Source organism: Agromyces tardus, from assembly GCF_003710805.1.
GTDB lineage: Bacteria > Actinomycetota > Actinomycetes > Actinomycetales > Microbacteriaceae > Agromyces > Agromyces tardus.
On record NZ_RHHB01000033.1, the window covers coordinates 1 to 21,784 of the forward strand.

Here is a 21,784-nt window from a genome sequence, read left to right on the forward strand (position 1 = left end):
ACCGGCGGGCGGCGTGCTCGCCCGCATCGGCGCGTTCGCGCGCCGCCACCGCGTGCCGCTCGTCATCGCGGCCGCCGTCGTGGCGTTCGCGCTCCTCGGCGCGGGTGCAGTGACCGCGGGCGCCGCGCTCTCCTCGGGCGACGCCGTGGCGGCACCGACCGCCGAGCCCTCGCCGACGCCCACCGCCGACGCCGGCCGCGCGGTCCCGACAGCGACCCCAGCGCCGGGCCGCATCCGCACGTGCTTCGTGAACGACCAGGCCGCCGACCCGCGGCTCGCGAACCTGCAGGCGCAGGTGCTGAACGCGGCGACCGGCGAGGTGCTCTTCGACCGCGGCGGCACCACGCCCTCGCGCACCGCGAGCGTCATGAAGGTGCTCACGACCGCTGCGGCCCTCTCGGTGCTCGGACCCGACCGCACGTTCTCGACCACGGTCGTGCAGGGCGCCGAGCCCGGTTCCGTCGTGCTCGTCGGCGGCGGCGACCTCACGCTCTCCCGCACCCCCAGCGGGAGCGACACCGTGTACCCGGGCGCCGCGCACCTCGACGAGCTCGCGCGCCAGGTGCGCGACGCGTGGGCCGCCGATCCCGCGAACCCGCCGATCACCAAGCTCGTGCTCGACGCATCGCTGTTCGGCGGCGACGAGTGGCAGCCGAGCTGGGACACCAAGGAGCGCGACGACGGCTACATGTCGCAGGTCACGGCCCTGCAGGTCGACGGCGACCGCGACGACCCCTTCTCCGAGACGTCGACGCGCAGCACCGATCCGATCGGCCGGGCGGGGGAGGCGTTCGCCGACGAGCTCGGCGGTGTCTCCGTGATCGAGCGGGGCACCGCGCCGGCGGGCGCCCGCGAACTCGGCCGGGTCGAGTCGCCCACCGTCGCGCAGCTCGTCGACAAGGCGCTCGTCGTCTCCGACAACACCGCCGCCGAGATGCTCGCGCGCCAGGTCGCCATCGCCACGGGCGCGGGCAACGGCTTCGAGGCGATCAACGCCGGCGTGCTCGAGGGCCTGCAGGGCTACGGCGTCGACACCACGGGCATCTCGATCGTCGACGGCTCCGGCCTCTCCGACGACAACGCCGTGCCGCCCTCGTACCTGACCCGGCTCTTCGTGAAGATCAACGCGCGCGAGGGCAACCTGGGCGTGCTCATGGACGGGCTCCCGATCTCGGGCCAGCGCGGCTCGCTCTCGTACTCCGACCGGTTCCAGGGCGACAACGCCGCGGCCGCCGGAGCCGTGACGGCGAAGACCGGCTGGATCGACACCGGCTACACGCTGTCCGGCGTCATCCGCGCGCAGGACGGATCGACGCTCACCTTCGCGATCTACGCGCTCGGCGACGTGACCGAGGAGGCCAAGCAGGCGATCGACACCCTCACGACCGCCTTCTACCGGTGCGGCGACAACCTCGCCAACGGCTGACCCCGCGGCATCCGGACGGGCCACAATGGAAGTGCGGCACACCGGCCGCGCCAGCCGAGCGAAGGAGCCTGCCATGAGCCGGGCGTTGTTCATCATCGACGTGCAGAACGACTTCACCGAGGGTGGGGCGCTGGGCGTCGACGGGGGTGCCGCCGTCGCCGCCGGCATCACCGAGTACCTCGGTGCGCACCGTGGCGACTACGCGCTCGTCGTGGCATCCCGCGACTGGCACGACGCAGACAACGACAACGGGGGGCACTTCGCCGTCGACGACGCCCCCGACTTCGTGCAGACGTGGCCCGTGCACTGCGTGGCGGGCACACCCGGCGCCGAGTACCACCCGGCGCTCGACACGTCGGCCGTCGACGTGCACATCCGCAAGGGCCAGGGGGTTCCCGCCTATTCGATCTTCGAGGGCACGGATGACGCGGGCGCGTCGGTCACCGAAGTGCTCGCCGCGCACGGCATCACCGACGTCGACGTGGTGGGCATCGCGACGGACTACTGCGTGCGCGCGAGCGCGCTCGACGCCCTCGAGCACGGCCAGCACGTGCGCGTGCTGACGGACCTCGTCGCCGGGGTCGCGTCCGAGTCGTCGGCTGCGGCGCTCGCCGAGCTCGGCCACGCCGGCGCGATCCTCGCGGAGTCGGCGGCGGTCGAGGCCGGCGCGACCCCGGACGCATCCGATGCCGCCGAGGCATCCGGCGCGGCCGACGCGGCCGACGGGGCCGGCCCCGGGGACGGGGACGCCCGATGACCACGGGGCACGCCGAGGCGCCCACGCTCCACGCCGAGTCGCCCGACGGCGCGCTCATCGCCTACCGGGTCTTCGGCGCCGGCGACGCGGATGCCTCGCAGCCGCCCATCCTGCTCGTGCACGGCTTCGCGTCGAACGCGGAGGTCACGTGGCAGGTCACCGGGTGGGTGCGCGCCCTGCGTGACGCGGGCCGCGAGGTGATCACGGTCGACCTGCGCGGGCACGGTGACAGCGACAAGCCGGCCGACGCCGACTCGTACGCGCCCGAACGTCTCGGCGAGGACCTCGTCGCCGTGCTCGACTCCGCCGGCGCGGCGACCGTCGACGTGGTGGCCTACTCGATGGGCAACCGCGTCGTCTCCGACCTGTGCGCGCTCGCGCCCGAGCGCGTGCGGCGGGTCGTGATCGGCGGCGCCGGCCCGCAGGAGCTCCTCGCGACGTGGCAGCTCGCCGAGGCGCGTGCCTACCTCGAGGAGGGCGTGCCGCCCGGGAACGAGCTCATCGCCCAGGTGCTGGGGCCCGCGATCAAGGCGGGCGCCGACCCCGATGCGCTCCTCGCGTGCATCGAGGGGGTCGCCGGCTCGTCGCTGTCGATCCCGGGGAGCACCCCCGTGCTCTTCGTGGTCGGGGAGAACGACCCGGTGCCCGTGGGCGTGCAGGAGCTCGCGATGGAGTGGGGGAGCGACGTCGTCACGATCCCGGGCCGAGACCACGTCTCGACGCTCACGGCGCGCGCGTTCAAGGACGCGGCGATCGACTTCCTCGCCTGAGCCGGCGGCCCGGCGGGCGGGGTCTCGATACGCGCTGCGCGCTACTCGACCGGCGGGCGGGGTCTCGATACGCGCTGCGCGCTACTCGACCGGCGGGCGGGGTCTCGATACGCGCTGCGCGCTACTCGACCGGCGGGCGGGGTCTCGGTACGCGCTGCGCGTTACTCGACCGGCGGGGAACCGAGGGCGCGGGCGCGCACGGAGCTGGGCGGCTCGCCGAACTCGGCACGGAACGTGCGGCTGAAGTACGCGGCATCCGTGAACCCCCACCGCGCCGCGACCTGGCCGACCGGACGATGCGCCGACACGGGGTCGGCGAGGTCGCGTCGGCAGTGCTCGAGCCGTCGCGTGCGGATCCAGGCCGAGACGGTCAGCCCCTCCTCGTGGAAGATCCCGTGGAGGTGCCGGGTCGAGATGTAGTGTGCGCGGGCGATGGTCGACGGGGAGAGCTCGGGGGAGCCGAGCCGGTCCTCGATCCAGGCCTGCACGCGGCGGAGCAGGGGCCGGTGCGGCTTGTCGGCGTCGCGTGCGATGTCGAGTTCCTGCGCGTACATGGTCGTGACGAGGTCGACGGCGTTCCGCGCGAGTCGGCCGCCGACGGGGCCGTCGAGCTGGTCGAGCGCTCCGCCGAGGTCGCCGAGGAAGCGGGCGACGAGCCTCCCGAGGCCGGACTCGCCGGAGATCGTGGTCGCGGCGATGCCGCGCAGTGCATCGGTGGGCAGCTCGATGAGCCGGTGCGGCACCATGAGGACGAGGGTGCTGAAGCTCTCCTCGAAGACGAGCGAGTACGGCGAGTTCGTGTCGTAGATCGTGAGGTCGCCGGGCCGCAGCACGGCTTCGCGATGGTCCTGGATGAGCAGTCCCGTGCCCGAGAGCTGCAGGCCGAGCTTGAAGAACCGGTTCTCCTGACGGGCGACGAGCTCGGGCGTGCGCTCGATCACGTGCCGGTCGGCGGTGACGACCGAGACGTGCACGTCGTCGGTGCCGGCCGCCCGGATGTCGCCACGGAAGGGCTCCGGCCGGTCGCTGCGCACCCGGAGCGGCACGAACGACTGCGACACGAGCGCACTGAACTGGGTGAAGTCGAGCGGCAGGTCGGAGGTGTCGACCTCGGGGGACGATCCTCGGAGAAGTTGCGGCACGGGGGACACCTCGTCTCTCAGGGTCCGACGACGCCGTCGGACCTGAACTGAAACTATACGCTTGTTGAGGAACAGTCGACAGTGGCGGCATGCAGCGGCGGTCAAGCGGCGTACACTCACGGACAATCCGCCGACCGGCACGTGGACGATCATGGGCCGAGCCGGGCGATGCTGCCGTTGCTCGCCCGCAGTCGAGACAAGGAACCCCGTGCCATGACCTCAACGACGACGTCCCCGCCGGCCACCGGTGCGCTCAGCCACCGGCGCCTCGGCGTGCCCTCCATCACGCTCATGATCATCGCGGCCTCCGCACCGCTCACCGTCGTCGCCGGCGGCGTGACCACGTCGTTCGCCGTGACCGGCGTCGTCGGCGTGCCGCTCGGCTTCATCGTGCTCGCCGCCGCGCTCGCCGTGTTCGCCGTGGGCTACGCGGCGATGAGCCGCTTCGTCACGAACGCCGGCGCGTTCTACGCCTACATCGCGCAGGGCCTCGGCCGGCCGTTCGGCGTCGGCGCCTCGCTCGTGGCGCTCGTGGCGTACAACGCCATGCAGATCGGCATCTACGGGCTCTTCGGCTTCCAGCTGTCGACGTTCCTCGAGGCGAAGCTCGGCATCGTGACCCCGTGGTGGGTCTGGATCTTCGCGTGCATCGCCGTCGTCGGGATCCTCGGCGTGAACCGGGTCGACCTCTCGGCGAAGGTGCTCGGCGTGCTCGTCGGCCTCGAGTTCCTCGCGGTCATCGTCTTCGACATCGTCGCGTTCGCCGTCGCGCCCGAGGGTGCGAGCACGGCGGGCATCGATCCCGCGAACCTCTTCGTCCCCGGTCTCGGGGCCGTGCTCGCGTTCGGCATCGCCTCGTTCATGGGCTTCGAGTCGGCCGCCATCTACAGCGAGGAGTCGAAGGATCCGAAGCGCACCATCGCGCGCGCCACCTACGCAGCCGTCGCGATCATCGGCGTGTTCTACGCGTTCAGCGCCTGGGCGTTCACGGTGGGCGTCGGCCCGTCGCGGATCATCGAACAGTCGAGGACCTTCGGTCCCGACCTCATGTTCGCCTTCATGAGCGAGCATGCGCCGGTCATCATCAGCGACGTCATGCAGCTGCTCTTCCTCACGAGCCTCTTCGCCGCGCTGCAGTCGTTCCACAACGCGGTCGCCCGCTACCTCTACTCGCTCGGGCGCGAGGGGCTGCTGCACCGTGGCCTCGGCTCGGTGCGCACGGTGTCGCGCGCGCCGTGGGCCGGCTCCGTCACCCAGACGGTCATCGCGCTCGTCGTGACCATCGGCTTCGTGATCGCCGGCGAGGTCATCGGACTCAAGGCGGACTTCGCGCCGGTCGAGTTCCTGTATCCGGTGCTGACCATGTTCACGTGGCTCACGAACACCGGTGCGATGGGGCTCGTGCTCCTCATGGGCATCATCGCCATCGCCGTCATCGGGTTCTTCCGCAACGACCGGCGCGGCCTCGGCGCGTGGCCGACGCTCGTCGCGCCGGCGATCTCGGCCGTCGTGCTGTTCACGGTCTTCGTGCTCATCGTGCTGAACTTCGACGTGCTGCTCGGGCAGGCCGAGACCACGGCGGCGACCTTCGTGCTGCCGGCGCTCCTCATCGTGCCCGGCATCCTCGGCGTGGTCTGGGGCTTCGCCATCCGCCGACGCGACCCCGAGCTGTACGAGCGCATCGGCCACGGCATCGAGGAGGCCGAGGCGGCCGTGCTCGAGACCGAGCCGCAGCGCGGCATCTAGCCGAGCGTCGGCACCAGCGCAGGCAGCGCCATGGCGGCGAGCATCAGGGTCGTGCTCGCCGCCTCGGCCGCGTGCAGCCCCTCGCGGCGTCCACTGCGGGCGAGGCGGGCGACGAGCCATCCGCCGAACGCGGTCATGGCCAGCACCGCGGCGCCGAACGCGAGTCCGGTCGAGGCGGCATGGGCGTGGGCGATGGATGCCGCGGCGCCCGGCCCGGCGGCCCCCGCGATCGCCCATGCGCCCACGATGAAGGCGAGCGCCCGATGCAGCTCGCGGGCGAGGCGGTGGTTCCGGATGCCGCGGACCTCCCGCGCGCGGCCGACCCGCAGCCGCGCACCGAGCGCCAGGCCGGCGGCGACGAGCACGGCGGCCCAGGCGAGCCCCGGGAGCACATGGGTGAGCGACATGTCGACCATGGCGGCGAGCATCACCGAGGAGGCGGCCACGTCGACCACGCGACCGTGCCGCGGGCCCGCGATCGTGCACGCGGCGCAGGCGAGCGCGCCGACGAGCATCGCGCCGTGTGCGAGTTCGCCCATGTCCAGACTTCCCTGTCGGAGGATTGCCCGCTATATTACTCGACAAGCGTAGAGAAAAAACAAGCAGCCAGCATGACGACGACGTCTGCACAGGATTCGCAGCACTCGCAGCACTCGCAGCACGCGACGGGTGTCGGGCACGAACCGCACGGGAACGACCCGCACCGCGCGCACGACCCGCATGGGGCGCACGCGATCGCGCCCGCGGCATCCGCTCCATCGCCCGGCACGACCCTCGACCCGCTGCGCGGGCTCACGGCCGACGAGATCACCGCGGCGCGCGAGATCCTCGCCGCCGCCGGTCACGTGGGCGCCTCGACCCGGTTCGTCTACCTCGGCGTCGACGAGCCCGCGAAGGCCGACGTGCTCGCCGGGGCGGAGCTCCCGCGCATCGTGCGGGCGCTCCTCCTCGACCGGACGAGCGGCGCGTCGCACGACGTGCGGGTGTCGCTCACTGCGGGCGAGGTCGTGCGCGCCGAGGCGATCGACGGCTCCAACGGGCAGGCGCCCATCCTCGACCTCGAGTTCGAGGCCATCTCGGGCATGCTCGCGCAGGAGCAGGAGTGGCACGCCGCCCTCGCCAAGCGCGGCATCACCCACGACCAGGTGGCGCTCGCGCCGCTGTCGGCGGGCAACTACGGATTCGAGGGGGAGCGGGGGCGGCGCGTCATCCGCGTGCTCGCCTTCATGCAGCAGTTCGAGCAGGACCACTGCTGGGCCCATCCCGTCGACGGGCTCTGCGCCTACGTGGACATGATCGAGGGCCGCATGTTCGAGCTCATCGACCACCAGGTCTTCGACATCCCAGCCGAAGGCGGCAACTTCGACGACCCCGAGGTGCAGGGCCCGCCGCTCGACACACTCAAGCCGATCGCCATCACCCAGCCCGAGGGTCCGAGCTTCACCGTCGACGGCGACGAGGTCTCGTGGGCGAACTGGCGGTTCTCGATCGCGTTCGACGCGCGCGAGGGGCTCGTGCTGCGCCGCATCCGCTTCGCCGACGCCGACCAGGGCGGCGCCGAGCGCGACATCATCTACCGGGCGTCGATCGCAGAGATGGTCGTGCCCTACGGCGATCCGTCGCCCGCCCGCTTCTGGCAGAACTACTTCGACACCGGCGAGTACATCTACGGCCGGTACGCCAACTCGCTGTCGCTCGGCTGCGACTGCCTCGGCGAGATCCGCTACTTCGACGCGACGCTCGCCGACGAACTCGGCAACCCCCGCGTCATCCCGAACGCGATCTGCATGCACGAGGAGGACTTCGGCACGCTCTGGAAGCACACCGACATCTACACGGGGTCGAGCGAGGTGCGCCGCCAGCGGCGACTCGTGATCAGCTTCTTCACCACGGTCGGCAACTACGACTACGGCTTCTACTGGTATCTCTACCTCGACGGCACCATCGAGTGCGAGGCGAAGCTCACGGGCGTGCTCTTCACCTCGGCGTACAACCCCGCGGCTGGCGACTACGCGAGCGAGGTCGCACCGGGCCTCGGCGCCCCGTACCACCAGCACCTGTTCAGCGCCCGGCTCGACATGATGGTCGACGGCGTCGCGAACGCGGTCGACGAGGTCGACGCGGTGCGCGTGCCGATGGGGCCCGGCAACGAGTACGGCAACGCCTTCACGAAGCGCACCACGCGGCTGCGCACCGAGTCGGAGGGGGCTCGCGACGCCGACGTCGCGGCCGGTCGCGCCTGGCACATCGTGAACACCGAGAAGCAGAACCGCCTCGGCCGGCCCGTCGGCTACGAGCTGCTCGCGCAGGGCTCGCCGACCCTGATGGCCGACCCCGGCTCGGTCATCGCCCAGCGCGCCGGGTTCACCCGGAAGCACCTCTGGGTGACGCGCTACGCACCCGACGAGCGGTACCCCGCGGGCGACCTCGTGAACCAGAACCCGGGCGGCGACGGGCTCCCGCGCTACACGGCCGCCGACCGCTCGATCGACGGCGAGGACATCGTGCTCTGGCACACCTTCGGCCCGACGCACTTCCCACGCGTCGAGGACTGGCCCGTCATGCCCGTCGACTACGCGAAGTTCACGCTCAAGCCCTACGGCTTCTTCGGGCGCAACCCCGCGCTCAACGTGCCGTCGTCCGAGGCGCTCGGCATGGCGTGCCACACGGATGCCGCGGCGCAGGGCTCCGGCTCCGGCTGCGGCTGCGAGTCCGGCGCCTGCACGTGCTCGGGGCACTCGCACTGACCGGGGCCGCGCAGCCGACGAGGGCGGAGGCCGCGGCATCCGCCCTCGTCGTCGAGTTCAGCGGAGCAGCTCGAGGTAGCCGTCGAGCAGGCGCGTGAGCCGCTCGGGCGCGGAGTTCGCGGGCGAGAGCACCGCGATCACCTGCACGCCGTCGAGCATGGCCATGAAGTGGTCGGTCGCCAGCGCGACGTCGACGTCGCCGCGGATCTGGCCGAGGGCCTTCGCCGTATCGAGGTGATCGGCGATCTCCACCCGCCAGCGCGCCATGGTGCGCTCGTGCAGCTCGAGCAACTCGGGCTCGTTCGCCGCGACCTCCCAGAACGGGATGACGATCCGGGCCTCGAGCAGGCGCTCCTCGTCGAGCGGGAAGATCTGCAGCATGAGCGCGTGCAGGGCGGGCAGGCCCACGAGGTCGGCGCGCACCGCCGCGAACCGCTCATTGGTCGCGGCGAACACGTGCTCGAACGTGGCCCCGATGAGCTCCTCCTTGTTGCGGAAGTACGGGAACAGGCCGCCGTTGGCGACGCCGGAGGCCTTGGCGATCTCCCGCATCGTCGTGGCGCGGAAGCCCTTGGCGGCGATCAGCCGCCAGGTCGCATGCACGATGGCGAGGCGGCGTTCGTCGTGGTCGACGATCTTCGGCATGGCGTCCTCTGGCGGGTGGGCGGTCTCGCTCCAACCCTACGGGCTACCCGGGTCAGAGGCCCAGGCGGCGGAAGGTGCGGCGGATGCCGCCGGGCAGGCGCCGGCCGTACACGCGCCGCCAGAGGTAACCGGCCAGGCGGAGCTTCTCACCGGGGTCGACGCTGCTCCGGGTGATCTCGGCGATGCCGGACCTGCGCAGCGCGAGCAGCTGGGCGGCGTCGTGGGGCCATCGCTTCGAGAGGCTGCCCGCCGTGTAGTACTTCGTGCAGAGCACCCGCGGCACGCGGACGAACTCGCCGATCAGCGACAGCCCGAGGAGCCAGGTCCAGTCGGCCGAGTACTCGCCCTGCTCGTTCGGGTGGATGCCGCCGACCTCGGCGAACGCGGACGATCGGAACAGGCCGCGATTGGGCACCCACCAGCCGCCCTGGCGGCGCACCATCACCCGGCCCCGCTCGAGGCTCGTCCGCAGGCCGTCCATCTCGTCGAACACGTGGAGTTCCACCCGGCCGTCGAGCTCGTGCACCTCCAGGTCGCTGAACGCCAGCACGGCTCGCTCGTTGCCCCGCAGTGCCGCCACGAGCTCCTCGACGTAGGTCGGCGCCACGACGTCGTCGTGGAAGGCGAAGAACATCAGCTCGCCCTCGGCCCGGGCCATCAGGTCGTTCGAATTGCGCAGCCAGCCGAGGTTGGCGTCGCGTTCGACGATGCGGGTGTTCGGGTGGGCGGCGGCGAATCGACGCACCACCTCCAGCGTGTCGTCGGTCGAGCGGTCGTCTCCGATGAGGATCTCGAGGTGCGGCCACGTCTGGGCTGCGAGGCTGTCGAGGGTCCTCGTGATGAACTCGGCGCCGTTGTACGTGGGCACCAGGGCGGTGACGAGAGGGGTCCATTCCCCGGCCTGCATCGGCCTTCCTTCCTGCGCCGGTCAGCCGGCGATCTCGGCGGCGAGGAAGCGGGCGCTCCACGGGGCCGTGGAGTACTTGCCGGTGTCGACCGAGTAGTAGGTTCCCCGCCGTTCCACACCGTAGCGGTCGCGGCGGTGCAGCTCCGAATGCGGATCGTCGAGCGTGCCCCCTCCGCGCGCGAACACGACGCCGCCGTGGACCGTGGCGGATTCGGCGTCGTCGAAGAGCCGTCCGATTCCCGGCATCACCGCTTCGAGCGCGGCGCGGACGCGACCCGTGAACGCCTCGGCATCCCGTCCTGTCGGCATCGCGGGGGCGTCCAGTTCCAGCCCGGCACTCTCGGCGACGAGGCCGACCGGATACCAGGAGAGGTAGAAGTCGCGGCCGTTGTAGTTCTTGACGTCGCCGAACGGGCCGACGGCGACGAGTGCGCTCGGGTGCTCATGCTCCGTTCGCGTGCGGAGGAAGACGCACAATCGGAAGCGGTGGCTCCACGGGGGTCGCGGAGTCAGGCCAGCGGTGACGTCGACGGGGAGCCGGCCGCCCCAGAGCGCGTTGACCACGATGTCGAAGTCCTCGTCGAAGCCGTTGCCGGCGCGCACTCGCCATCGTCCGTCGTCGCCGTCGCGCGGCTCCGCCCCGGTGACGGTGGTCTCGAGCTGCAGCGACACGCCCGGCTCGGATGCGACGGCCCCCGCGAGCCGGTCCGCGAACCACCGGGTGTCCATCGAGCGCTCGGGCACGCGGAACCCTGCGACGATGTCGGCGCCGGCCAGGGAGTCGAGCTCCGCGGCCGAGAGCTCGGTGACCCTCGCGTCGGAGACGTCCACGAGGTAGCGGCCGGCATCCGGATGACGGCGGACGAGCTCGCTGATCGCGTCGAAGCGCGCGCGCATGACGTCAGGACCGACGACCGAATCGCGGTGCAGGAGGTAGATGTCGTCCTCGGTGGTGGTGTGCCCGTCGAGATCGGCGGCGATGAGCTCGCGGGCCAGCTCCGCGAACCGCAGGCTGCCGGGCAGGATGTGCCGGGCCGTCGCAGTGGTGGGATCGGCGCCGTAGAGGTAGCCGAGATGGATCTTGCCCTCGTTCCAGCGGCTCGTCGCTGCCACGGGCGCGGCCTCGCGGTCGATGAGGGTCACCTCGAACCCGCGGCGGGCCAGTTCGATCGCGACGGCGCTGCCCATGATGCCGGCCCCCAGGACCGCGACTCGCCGCCGGCTCATGACGGGTCCTCCGCAGGGGTGGTGGCGTGCTCGTACTCGGTCGCGTCGTACGGACCGTCGGCGAAGACGATGAGCGTGGCCCCGTCGTCGAGGTAGGTCTGCTCCGCCCAGACACCGGCCTCGATCAGCAGAGCCGGGCGATCCTCGTCGAGCGTGATCCGCGCGTGGCCGCCCTCGTGGCGGACGGCCACGTCGATCCTTCCCGCGGCGCGGAACAGGACCTGCCGCACGCGCCGATGGGCGTGACCGCCGCGCACCGCCCCCCGCGACGCGCTCACGACGAAGGTCCGCGCGACCCGGAAGCCGAGGTCGTCGAGCGTGAGGGGCGTGAGCGAACCGCGATGGTCTCGGAAGCGCTCCAGGTCGAGCACCCGCACCTGCCCCGCGAGGAGCGACGTCTGATCGGCCGGCATGCCAGCACTGTAGCCTGCCCGCGTTGGCCGGGAGACGCTGTCAGGCGCCTCCCGGCCGTGGCTCAGAGGGTGTTGCCGAGCTTGAAGCCGCGCGCCCCGTCGTCCTTGCGGGTGTACGAGAAGCCGTCGGCGCCGATCGTGACCTCCATCTCGGAGTCGTCGGTGCGCGCGACCACGGGCTGGGGGTTGCCGTCGAGGTCGAGCACGAGCGACGCCTCGGTGTACCACGACGGCACGACGGGGTTGCCCCACCAGTCGCGGCGCTGGTTGTCGTGCACGTCCCACGTCACGACGGGGTTGTCGGGGTCGCCCGTGTAGTAGTCCTGCGTGTAGATCTCGACGCGGTGGCCGTCGGGGTCGCGCAGGTAGAGGTAGAACGCGTTCGAGACGCCGTGGCGGCCCGGTCCGCGCTCGATCGCGTCCGACATCCGCAGCGCGCCGAGCTTGTCGCAGATCGCGAGGATGTTGTGCTTCTCGTGCGTCGAGAACGCGACGTGGTGCATGCGGGGGCCGTCGCCGCCGGTCATCGCGGTGTCGTGCACGGTGGGCTTGCGGCGCATCCACGCGGCGTAGACGGTGCCCTCGTCGTCCTGGATGTCCTCGGTCACGCGGAACCCGAGGTCCTGCATGAACGCGACCGCGCGGGGCACGTCGGTCGTGACCTGGTTGAAGTGGTCGAGGCGCACGAGTGCGCCCGGCGTGTAGAGGTCGTAGCGCCACGCGAGGCGTTCGACGTGCTCGACGTCGTGGAAGAACTCGTAGGGGAAGCCGAGCGGGTCCTCGACGCGCACGGAGTCGCCGACGCCCTTCGTGAAGCCCTCGGCGCGACGCTCGACGCGGCAGCCGAGCTCGGTGTAGAACGCGACCGCCTTGTCGAGGTCCTCCGGCGTGCGCACCCGGTACGAGAACGCCGCGACCGCAGCGACGGGACCCTTGCGCAGCACGAGGTTGTGGTGGATGAACTCCTCGAGCGACCGGAGGTAGACGGTGTGCTCGTCCTCCTCGGTGACGGTGAGGTCGAGCACGTCGACGTAGAAGTTGCGCGACGCCTCGAGGTCGGTCACGACGAGCTCCATGTAGGCGCAGCGCAGGATGTCGGGCGCCGGCGCCGACGGCGTCGGGATCGGGTCGTCGGCGTGGATCGGCGCCTCCTGGCTCACGTAGAAGCCGGATGAGGTGAGGGTCATGTCTTCGCGGTTGGTCATGTCAGCGTCCTTGCTCGATGGTTCTGTGCGGTGAGGCGGTGAGCGGATGCCTCGACGAGTCGGGTCGTCGCGGCATCCGGGTCGTGGGTCAGCGCGGGTCCGGGTCGTCCAGGTCGGAGTCGTGGTGCTCCTGCTTGCCGAACGTGGGGTTGTGCACGGCCCCGAGCGTGATGTGCACCGCCTGCTGATCGGTGTAGAAGTCGATGGAGCGGTAGCCGCCCTCGTGGCCGAGGCCGGAGGCCTTCACGCCGCCGAACGGGGTGCGGAGGTCGCGCACGTTGTTGGAGTTGAGCCACACCATGCCGGCCTCGACGGCCTGCGCGAAGTTGTGCGCGCGCTTGAGGTCGTTGGTCCAGACGTACGCGGCGAGGCCGTACTTCACGCCGTTCGCGAGCTCGAGCGCCTCCTCGTCGGAGTCGAACGGGGTGATCGCGACGACCGGGCCGAAGATCTCCTCCTGGAAGATCCGGGCGTCGGGCGCGACATCCGCGAACACCGTCGGCGCGACGTAGTTGCCGGTCGACAGGCCCTCGGGGCGCCCGCCGCCGGCGACGAGCCGGCCCTCGGACTTGCCGATCTCGACGTAGCTCATGACCTTGTCGTAGTGCTCGGGGTGCACGAGCGCGCCCACCTCGGTCTTCGGGTCGTGCGGGTCGCCGACGACGACGCGCCCCGCCTGCGCGGCGTACTTCTCGACGAACTCGTCGTAGATCGCCCGCTCCACGAGGATGCGACTGCCGGCGGTGCAGCGCTCGCCGTTCAGCGAGAACACGCCGAAGATCGTCGCGTCGACCGCGGCGTCGAGGTCGGCGTCGGCGAACACGACGGCGGGGCTCTTGCCGCCGAGTTCCATCGAGAGGCCCTTGAGGAACGGCGCGGCGTTGCCGAAGATGAGCTGGCCCGTGCGGCTCTCGCCCGTGAACGAGATGAGCGGCACGTCGGGGTGCTTGACGAGGGCGTCGCCTGCCTCCTCGCCGAGGCCGTTGACGAGGTTGAACACGCCCGTCGGCAGGCCGGCCTCCTCGAAGATCTCGGCCCACAGCGACGCCGACAGCGGCGTGAACTCGGCGGGCTTCAGCACGACGGTGTTCCCGGTCGCGATCGCCGGCGCGAGCTTCCACGACTCGAGCATGAACGGCGTGTTCCACGGCGTGATGAGCCCGGCGACGCCGATGGGCTTGCGGTTGACGTAGTTGACCTGGCGGCCCGGCACCTTGTAGGTGTCGTCGGCCTGCGCGACGATCAGGTCGGCGAAGAAGCGGAAGTTCTCGGCAGCGCGTCGGGCCTGGCCGAGCGCCTGCGTGATCGGCAGCCCCGTGTCGAAGGTCTCGAGCTCGGCGAGCCGCGCGTCGCGCGACTCGACCAGGTCGGCGATGCGGTGCAGCACCCGCGAGCGTTCGCGCGGGAGCATCCGCGGCCACGGACCCTCGGCGAACGCGCGGCGCGCCGCTGCGACCGCGCGGTCGATGTCGGCCTGCTGGCCGGCCGCGGCCTGCACGTAGGTCTCGTTCGAGACAGGGTCGAGCACGTCGAACGTCTCGCCGCCGATCGAGTCGACGAACTCGCCGTCGATGTAGTGGCGGATGCGGTCGGGCAGGCCCTCGGGGATGTGCTGGGTCATGGTGTTCCTACTCGGTGTGTGCAGCGGATGCCGCGGCGAGCGGCTCGGCGGCGGGTGCGGTGGTGTCGGGGACGGTGGCGGCGCCGGGCGGCGTCGCCGCGGCATCCGGATGCTTGTGCTCGGACTGGTACGCGAGGACCGCGTCGAGCGTGGTGGTGCGGTGGCGGCGTGCCGCGAGCTCGATGTCGAGCGGGTCGGCGCCGTCCTCGATGAGCTCGATGAGGCGCTCGTGCTCGTCGACCGACTCGCGGGCGCGGCCCGGCACGAAGCTGAACGACGAGTCGCGCAGCACCTTCATGCGGTTCCAGCCGCGATGCACGAGGTCGAGGATGTGCGGGTTCGGGCACTCCTCGAAGAGCACCGAGTGGAACTCGAGGTTGAGCTCGGTGAAGCGGTGCGGGTCGAAGTCGTCGAGGGTGCGCCGCATCCGCTCGTTGACCTCGCGGGCCCGGCGCAGGTGGTCGGGCGTGAGGTAGGGCGCCGACAACGACGTGGCCGCGCCCTCGACGATCGAGAGCGTCTGCATCGTGTGGAGGTACTCGGTCTCCTTGATCAGGGCGACCTGGGCCCCCACGTTGCGCTGGAACGTGACGAGACCCTCGGCCTCGAGCCGGCGGATCGCCTCGCGCACGGGCACGACCGAGACGTCGAGCTCGCCGGCGATCTGGCCGAGCACGAGCCGGTAGCCCGGCACGTAGCGGCCGTCGTCGATGCGCTCGCGGATGAAGCGGTAGGCCAGCTGCGACTTGCTCTCGGCGTTCATCGGCCCTGCACCTCCTGCTCGTAGCGCCTGCGCCAGTCGGCGTTCATGGGGAACAGCCCGTCGACGGATGCCCCGCCGGCGACCTGCTCGGCCACCCAGGCGTCCTCCTGCTCCTGCGTGATCGCCTCGGCGACGACCTCCTCGACGAGCGCGGGCGGGATCACGATGACCCCGTCGCCGTCGCCGACGATGACGTCGCCGGGCTGCACCGCGGCGCCGCCGCACGCGATCGTGACGTCGGTCTCCCACGGCACGTGCCGGCGGCCGAGCACCGAGGGGTGCGGCCCCTGCGAGAAGACGGGGATGTCGAAGCCGGCGACGGCGTCGAAGTCGCGCACGCCGCCGTCGGTGACGATGCCGGCGGCGCCGCGCACCTGGGCGCGCAGTGCGAGCACGTCGCCCACGGTGCCGGTGCCGCGCTCGCCGCGGGCCTCGACGACCAGCACCTCGCCCGGCTCGACGGTGTCGAAGGCGCGCTTCTGCGCGTTGAACCCGCCGCCGTGGCTCGCGAACAGGTCGGGGCGGAACGGGATGAAGCGCAGGGTGCGCGCCCGGCCCACGATGCGGCGGCCGGGGCCGTTCGCGTGCACGCCCTCGATGAACACGTCGTGGTAGCCGCGCTTGCGCAGGGCGACCGAGAGGGTCGCGACGCCCACGCTCGCGAGTCGGTCGCGCAGGGCTGGCGTGAGTTCGAACGCCGGTCGAGTAGCCGGCGGAGCCTGCGGAGCCGGCGTATCGAGACCAGGGCCGCCGGCGGGTCTCGATACGCTCGCTTCGCTCCCTACTCGACCGGCGTGGGAGGCTCCCGCCGACACCCGACCTGCGGCGATCGCCGCAGCGAGCTCCTCTTCCGAGCCCCATGCCTCGACGCGCTGCAGCTCGTCGACGGCGGGCTTCGTGCCGAAGTCGCCGAACGCGGACGTGCCCTGGGTGATGCGGGTGACCAGGCGGCCCGAGCTCGGCGCGCCCGCGGCATCCGGCGCGTCGACCTCCACCTCGACGAGGTCACCGGGGAGCACGACCGAGGAGCCGGCCGGCGTGCCGGTGAGGATGACGTCGCCCGTCTCGAGGGTCATGAGCTGCGAGAGGTCGGCGATGAGCTGTCCGAAGGGGAACAGGAGGGTGTCCGAGGTGTCCTCCTGCACGAGCTCGCCGTTCACCCAGGTGCGCACGCGCAGGGCCTCGGGGTCGACGGATGCGGCGGGGATGAGCCGCGGGCCGAGCGGCGTGAAGCCGTCGCCGCCCTTCGAGCGCACGTTCGACCCCTTATCGGCTGCGCGGAGGTCGTAGACGCCGAAGTCGTTCGCCGCGGTGACGGATGCCACGTGCCGCCAGCCGTCGGCGGGGGAGACCCGCCGCGCGGGCTCGCCGATCACGAGGGCGATCTCCCCCTCGAACGCGAGGAGCTCGGTGCCGGCGGGGCGCTCGAGCTCGCTGCCGGTCGCGGCGAGCGAGCTGGCGGGCTTGAGGAAGTAGCTCGGCTGCGCGGGGGTTCGGCCCCGCTGCGCGGCGCGCGAGGGGTAGTTGAGGTGCACGGCGATGATCTTGCCGGGAGTGGCGATGCCATCGATGGTCATTGAGCGTCCTCGTCTCGTGATATCTGAAATCATATACGATCAGTCGAGCTTCCGGAAGGGGCAGGCCGGTCGCGCCTCAGTAGCTCGCTCGATCGGCCCCGTGCGCGCCGAGATAGCGGTCGGCGAGGGCCTCCGACGAGCGCGCGAGCAACGACACGTCGGCGCCGACGAGCACGAGCGACGCGCCGGCGGCGACGTACCGGTCGGCCATCGCCGGCACGAACGCGTTGACGGCCGCCGGCTTGCCGACCGCCCTCGCGGCGCGGATCGAGCGGAGCACGCCCTCGATGACGTCGGGATGGTCCTGCTGCCCGAGCGCGCCGATCGATCCCGCGAGATCGGCCGGACCCATGAGGATGCCATCGACGCCCTCGACGGCGACGATCTGCTCCACGGCCTCGACCGCGGCCGCGGACTCGATCTGCACGAAGAGCGTGATCGTGCTCGAGGCATCCGCGAGATAGCCGTCGACCCGGTTCCAGCGCGACGCGCGGGCGAGCGAGCTGCCGATGCCGCGGATGCCGTGCGGCGGGTAGCGCACGGCGCGCACCATCTCGGCGGCCTGCGCGGCGGAGTCGACCATCGGGATGAGCAGGTTCTGCACGCCGATGTCGAGGTACTGCTTGATGAGCACGGGATCGCCCACCGGGGGTCGCACGAGCGGCGCCACCGGGTAGGCCGAGACGGCGTAGAGCTGCGCGAGGATCGACTCGAGGCTGTTGGGGGAGTGCTCGGCGTCGATGAGCACGACGTCGAGCCCGCTGCCCGCGGCGATCTCGGCGTTCATCGCGCTGCCCGAGCACACCCACATGCCGTACTGCGGGCGATCGGATGTCGCGATGCGGGCCGCGAGCGTCGGCGGGAGGTTCAAGCGAATCGGCACGTGATCGCCCCCAGCTGTCCGTAGTCCGCGTACACCGTGTCGCCGCGCTCGACCCACATGGGTCGGGTGAACGAACCGGCGAGGATGATCTCGCCCGCGCCGAGCGCCTGGCCGTGCGCGGCGAGCTTGTTCGCGAGCCAGGCGACGCCCATCGCGGGGTGGCCGAGCACCGCGCCGGCGACGCCCGACTCCTCGATGGTCTGGTTGCGGTAGAGCAGCGCCGAGACCCAGCGCAGGTCGACGGCGTCGACCTTCACGGGGGTGCCGCCGACGACCATGCCGCCCATCGCGGCATTGTCGGAGATCGTGTCGACGATCGTGCGGCCCTCCAGCTCGATGTGCGAGTTGAGGATCTCGAGGGCGGGCACGACGTAGGCCGTCGCGTCGAGCACGTCGAAGATCGTGACGTCGGGTCCGGCGAGCGGCTTCGCGAGCACGAACGCGAGCTCGACCTCGATGCGCACGTTCGAGAAGCGGTCGAACTCGACGCTCGAGCCCGACTCGTGGACCATGTCGTCGAAGATCACCCCGTAGTCGGGCTCGGTGATGCCCGTCGCGACCTGCATGACCTTCGAGGTGAGGCCGATCTTGCGGCCGACGAGCCGGCGGCCGGATTCGACGCCGCGCTCGGCCCACAGGCGCTGCACGGCGTAGGCGTCCTCGACGGTCATGTCGGGGTGGCGGGCGGTGAGCCGCGGCACGATCGATCGGTCGCGGTCGGCGGCGACGAGCTCGTCGGCGATCGCCGCGATGCGGGTCTGCTCCAGCACGGATGCTCCACTTCGTTGTCGGAGGCTCGGCGTCGTCGCCGAGGCCCAACCCGATCGTATTCGAATTCCGAGTCAGATTTCGTATTCAACATCGTATATTATCTACCCGAGGCTCGTCACGAGCTCGACGACGAGCGAACCCCGACCGCGGAACACCCGACAGAGGAGTCGACCCCGCATGACCCAGACACCCAGCCCCACCGCCCGCATCGCGACCGCGACCGCGACCGCACCCGAGCCCGACCGGCGGGAACTGCGCCGCGTCGCGTTCGCGACGGTGATCGGCACCACGATCGAGTGGTACGACTTCTTCCTCTACGCGAGCGCCGCCGGCCTCGTGTTCGGCGCGCTGTTCTTCGCGCCGGCCGGACCCCAGATCGCCACGCTGCTGGCGTTCGCGACGGTCGGCGTGAGCTTCCTGTTCCGTCCGCTCGGCGCGTTCCTCGCCGGCCACTTCGGCGACAGGATCGGCCGCAAGGCCATGCTCGTGATCACGCTCATCCTCATGGGCGCCTCGACGACCCTCATCGGCCTGCTGCCGAGCTACGAGCAGATCGGCATCCTGGCGCCGATCCTGCTGCTGCTGCTCCGCATCCTCCAGGGCCTCTCGACGGGCGGCGAGTGGGGCGGAGCCGTGCTCATGGCCGTCGAGCACGCACCCGATCGCGAGCGCGGCCGGTACGGCGCCTTCCCGCAGATCGGCGTGCCGATCGGCCTGCTGCTCGCCTCGGGCACCCTCGCGCTCATGACGGGCGTGGTCTCGCCCGGCGACGCGTTCCTCGCGTGGGGCTGGCGCATCCCGTTCCTGCTCAGCTTCGTGCTCATCATCGTGGGCATCGTCGTGCGCCGCGCCGTCGACGAGAGCCCGGTCTTCGTCGAGATCGCCGCGAAGAAGGCCGCCGCGAAGACGCCCATCCTCACGCTCTTCAAGCGCCACTGGCTGCTCGTGCTGCTCGCCGCGCTCACCTTCGCGGGCAACAACGCCGCGGGCTACATGACGACGGGCGGCTACCTGCAGAACTACGCGACGACCCCGATCGCCGACGGCGGCCTCGTGGGCATGGAGCGCACGCCGGTGCTCCTGGCCGTGGCCGCGGCATCCGTCGTCTGGCTCGCCTGCACCTTCGCCGCGGGCATGGTCTCCGACCGCATCGGTCGCCGCAACACCTACATCATCGGCTGGATCGCGTTCCTCGCGACGGTGTTCCTGCTGTTCCCGCTCGTGAACACGGGCAACCCGTGGTTGCTCTTCCTGGGCGTCTCGCTCTTCGCGATCGGCAACGGGTTCACCTACGGCCAGCAGGCGGCGTACTTCACCGAGCTGTTCCCGGCATCGATCCGCTACTCGGGCGTCTCGATCACCTACGCGATCGGCGCGATCCTCGGCGGCGCCTTCGCGCCCATGATCGCTGCCTGGCTCGTGCAGACGACCGGAACGGCGACGTCCGTCGCGTTCTACATCGCCGGCGTCATGCTCGTGGCGTTCGCCGCGACGCTCCTTCTGCGCGACCGCACGGGCATCCCGCTCGGTCCCGACCACGAGGAGGAGCAGTCGCGGGGCGCCATCTACGGGCAGCGCGCCTAGCGCGCGGCGAGACGACGAGCGGATGCCGCAGGCTGGGGGCCTGCGGCATCCGCTCACGTCGCTCGGCGCCGTCGTGGGCTCAGCCGTTGAGCACCTGCGGCACCGACACCGACTTGAGGCCCTCGACGCCGAACTCGAGCCCGTATCCCGACTGCTTCACGCCGCCGAACGGGATCATCGGGTGCACGCCGCCGTGCGAGTTGATCCACACAGTGCCGGCCTCGAGGCGGACGGCGACCTCGCGGGCCCGATCCCGATCGGCCGACCACACGGAGGCGCCGAGCCCGACCTCCACCTCGTTCGCGAGCGCGATCGCCTCGTCGAGGTCGGTGTAGCGGATGATCGGCAGCGCCGGGCCGAACTGCTCCTCCTGCACGAGCGGATCGTGCGGATCGATGTCGGCGACGAGGGTGGTGGGATAGAAGTTGCCCACCGCCGCCCGGTCGGGCTCGCCGCCGAGCAGCACGCGCGCGCCGCCCGCCTTCGCCGTCTCGACGAGTCGGTCGACCACGTCGAACTGCATGCGGTTCTGCAGCGGGCCGAGCACGTTCCGCTCGTCGAGTCCGACGCCCATGGGCATCTGCGCGGCGACCGTGCGCAGCGCCTCGCAGACCTCGTCGTAGACGCTGTCGTGCACGTAGAGCCGCTTCATGGCGGCGCAGGTCTGGCCGGTGTTGATGAACGCGCCCCAGAACAGGCCCTCCGCGATCGCGGCCGGGTCGACGTCGGGCAGCACGATGCCGGCGTCGTTGCCGCCGAGCTCGAGGGTCAGCCGGGTGAGGTTGCCCGCCGAGCTCTCGATGATCCTGCGTCCGGTCGCGGTGGAGCCGGTGAACATGATCTTGCCGAACTCCGGTCGGGCGACGAGGGCGGCGCCGAGGTCCCCGGCGCCCGCCACGACGCCGAGCACGCCGTCGGGCAGCTCCTGGTTCATCACGGCGATGAGCGCGAGGCCCGAGAGCGTCGTGTACTCCGACGGCTTCGCGACGACGGTGTTGCCCATGCGCAGCGCCGGGCCGATCTGCCAGATGGCGATCATCATCGGCCAGTTCCACGGGGAGATCACGCCGACGACGCCGACCGGGCGATAGTGCAGCTCAGCGTAGGTCTCGCCGTCGTCGACGACGACCTCCGTCGGCAGGGGAGTCTCGGCGGTCGCGCGCAGCCAGTTCGCGCAGGCCTGCACCTCGAAGCGCGCGTTCGGGCCGTTGAGCGGCTTGCCCTGCTCGCGCGAGAGCAGTTCGGCGAGCGGTTCGGCGGCCGCCTCGATCGCGTCGGCGACGCGGTGCAGCGTCGCCCGTCGCTCGTCGTCGCTCCGTGCCGCCCACGCGGGCTGCGCGGCGACCGCGCGCTCGACGGCGGCGTCGAGATCGGCGGTCGTGTGCACCGGCGCGAGGCCGATGCTCGCCCCGGTCGCGGGGTCGAAGACCTCGCGGGTGGCGACCGCGGGTGCGGTCGCGCTGACCTCATCGGCGTGGCCCTCGGTGGGCGTCACGGCCGCGAGCAGTGTCTGGTAGTTCTCCATCGGACCTCCAAGCTGGTGGCATCAGTCTCGGCGCGACCGGCTTCGGCGTCTTGACCGCTCCTGCACGGGCATTGA

General features: G+C 71.4%; 19 protein-coding genes. 6 read left to right on the forward strand and 13 right to left on the reverse strand.

Annotated features, from left to right (window positions below; all coding sequences use genetic code 11):
- The 3 genes from EDM22_RS13860 to EDM22_RS13870 form a co-directional block, all read left to right on the forward strand.
- Positions 1-1,426, forward strand: a 1,426-nt coding sequence (locus EDM22_RS13860; RefSeq protein ID WP_342768524.1) for a D-alanyl-D-alanine carboxypeptidase/D-alanyl-D-alanine-endopeptidase, incomplete at its 5' end; no start/stop codon positions are given.
- A gap of 73 nt (positions 1,427-1,499) precedes the next feature.
- Positions 1,500-2,183 (forward strand): isochorismatase family protein, encoded by a 684-nt coding sequence (locus tag EDM22_RS13865; protein ID WP_122937680.1) that lies wholly within the window; start codon positions 1,500-1,502, stop codon positions 2,181-2,183.
- Positions 2,180-2,953 (forward strand): alpha/beta fold hydrolase, encoded by a 774-nt coding sequence (locus EDM22_RS13870; RefSeq protein WP_122937681.1) that lies wholly within the window; start codon positions 2,180-2,182, stop codon positions 2,951-2,953. Before EDM22_RS13865 ends, EDM22_RS13870 begins: the two co-directional genes overlap by 4 nt.
- A gap of 161 nt (positions 2,954-3,114) precedes the next feature.
- Here the strand turns inward: EDM22_RS13870 and EDM22_RS13875 are convergent, their stop codons facing one another.
- Positions 3,115-4,095, reverse strand: a complete 981-nt coding sequence (locus tag EDM22_RS13875; protein ID WP_245989389.1) for an AraC-like ligand-binding domain-containing protein — start codon at positions 4,093-4,095, stop codon at positions 3,115-3,117.
- A gap of 213 nt (positions 4,096-4,308) precedes the next feature.
- Between EDM22_RS13875 and EDM22_RS13880 the strand changes: the two genes are divergently transcribed.
- Positions 4,309-5,841 carry an APC family permease gene (locus EDM22_RS13880; RefSeq protein WP_245989391.1) on the forward strand — a complete coding sequence of 511 codons (1,533 nt, stop codon included), beginning with the start codon at positions 4,309-4,311 and terminating at the stop codon, positions 5,839-5,841.
- On the opposite strand, the gene EDM22_RS13885 is transcribed toward EDM22_RS13880, so the two are convergent.
- Positions 5,838-6,380 (reverse strand): hypothetical protein, encoded by a 543-nt coding sequence (locus tag EDM22_RS13885; protein WP_122937683.1) that lies wholly within the window; start codon positions 6,378-6,380, stop codon positions 5,838-5,840. The two genes, EDM22_RS13880 and EDM22_RS13885, sit on opposite strands and share 4 nt — an antisense overlap.
- Positions 6,381-6,452: 72 nt before the next feature.
- On the opposite strand from EDM22_RS13885, the gene EDM22_RS13890 reads away from it, so the two are divergent.
- Positions 6,453-8,588 (forward strand): primary-amine oxidase, encoded by a 2,136-nt coding sequence (locus EDM22_RS13890; RefSeq protein WP_122937684.1) that lies wholly within the window; start codon positions 6,453-6,455, stop codon positions 8,586-8,588.
- 57 nt (positions 8,589-8,645) lie between these two features.
- On the opposite strand, the gene EDM22_RS13895 is transcribed toward EDM22_RS13890, so the two are convergent.
- From EDM22_RS13895 to hpaH, 10 genes are all read right to left on the reverse strand, one after another.
- Positions 8,646-9,233 (reverse strand): TetR/AcrR family transcriptional regulator, encoded by a 588-nt coding sequence (locus EDM22_RS13895; protein ID WP_122937685.1) that lies wholly within the window; start codon positions 9,231-9,233, stop codon positions 8,646-8,648.
- A 52-nt stretch (positions 9,234-9,285) separates the two neighbouring features.
- Positions 9,286-10,140: a glycosyltransferase family 2 protein gene (locus EDM22_RS13900; protein ID WP_122937686.1), complete on the reverse strand. Its 855-nt coding sequence runs from the start codon at positions 10,138-10,140 to the stop codon at positions 9,286-9,288.
- A gap of 21 nt (positions 10,141-10,161) precedes the next feature.
- Positions 10,162-11,367 carry an NAD(P)/FAD-dependent oxidoreductase gene (locus tag EDM22_RS13905; protein ID WP_122937687.1) on the reverse strand — a complete coding sequence of 402 codons (1,206 nt, stop codon included), beginning with the start codon at positions 11,365-11,367 and terminating at the stop codon, positions 10,162-10,164.
- Positions 11,364-11,780: a sugar 3,4-ketoisomerase gene (locus EDM22_RS13910; RefSeq protein WP_122937688.1), complete on the reverse strand. Its 417-nt coding sequence runs from the start codon at positions 11,778-11,780 to the stop codon at positions 11,364-11,366. The genes EDM22_RS13905 and EDM22_RS13910 overlap by 4 nt, the downstream gene beginning before the upstream one ends.
- 62 nt (positions 11,781-11,842) lie before the next feature.
- Complete coding sequence (gene hpaD / locus EDM22_RS13915; RefSeq protein WP_122937689.1) at positions 11,843-12,985, reverse strand: 3,4-dihydroxyphenylacetate 2,3-dioxygenase; 1,143 nt, start codon at positions 12,983-12,985, stop codon at positions 11,843-11,845.
- 88 nt (positions 12,986-13,073) lie between these two features.
- The gene (gene hpaE, locus EDM22_RS13920) at positions 13,074-14,606 is read right to left on the reverse strand and encodes a 5-carboxymethyl-2-hydroxymuconate semialdehyde dehydrogenase (RefSeq protein ID WP_122937690.1); all 1,533 of its coding nucleotides are present in this window, start codon (positions 14,604-14,606) and stop codon (positions 13,074-13,076) included.
- Positions 14,607-14,613: 7 nt separating this feature from the next.
- On the reverse strand, positions 14,614-15,369 hold the full coding sequence (locus EDM22_RS13925) for a GntR family transcriptional regulator (protein ID WP_122937691.1): 756 nt from the start codon (positions 15,367-15,369) through the stop codon (positions 14,614-14,616).
- Positions 15,366-16,946, reverse strand: coding sequence for a fumarylacetoacetate hydrolase family protein (locus EDM22_RS13930; protein WP_122937692.1), 1,581 nt, complete (start codon positions 16,944-16,946; stop codon positions 15,366-15,368). Before EDM22_RS13930 ends, EDM22_RS13925 begins: the two co-directional genes overlap by 4 nt.
- A 76-nt stretch (positions 16,947-17,022) precedes the next feature.
- Positions 17,023-17,829, reverse strand: a complete 807-nt coding sequence (locus EDM22_RS13935) for an HpcH/HpaI aldolase family protein (RefSeq protein ID WP_122937693.1) — start codon at positions 17,827-17,829, stop codon at positions 17,023-17,025.
- Positions 17,814-18,599 (reverse strand): 2-oxo-hept-4-ene-1,7-dioate hydratase, encoded by a 786-nt coding sequence (gene hpaH, locus EDM22_RS13940; protein WP_122937694.1) that lies wholly within the window; start codon positions 18,597-18,599, stop codon positions 17,814-17,816. The genes EDM22_RS13935 and hpaH overlap by 16 nt, the downstream gene beginning before the upstream one ends.
- 178 nt (positions 18,600-18,777) lie before the next feature.
- Between hpaH and EDM22_RS13945 the strand changes: the two genes are divergently transcribed.
- On the forward strand, positions 18,778-20,184 hold the full coding sequence (locus EDM22_RS13945; protein ID WP_122937695.1) for an MFS transporter: 1,407 nt from the start codon (positions 18,778-18,780) through the stop codon (positions 20,182-20,184).
- Positions 20,185-20,263: 79 nt separating this feature from the next.
- On the opposite strand, the gene EDM22_RS13950 is transcribed toward EDM22_RS13945, so the two are convergent.
- On the reverse strand, positions 20,264-21,709 hold the full coding sequence (locus EDM22_RS13950) for an aldehyde dehydrogenase family protein (RefSeq protein WP_122937696.1): 1,446 nt from the start codon (positions 21,707-21,709) through the stop codon (positions 20,264-20,266).
- Positions 21,710-21,784: the final 75 nt, after the last annotated feature.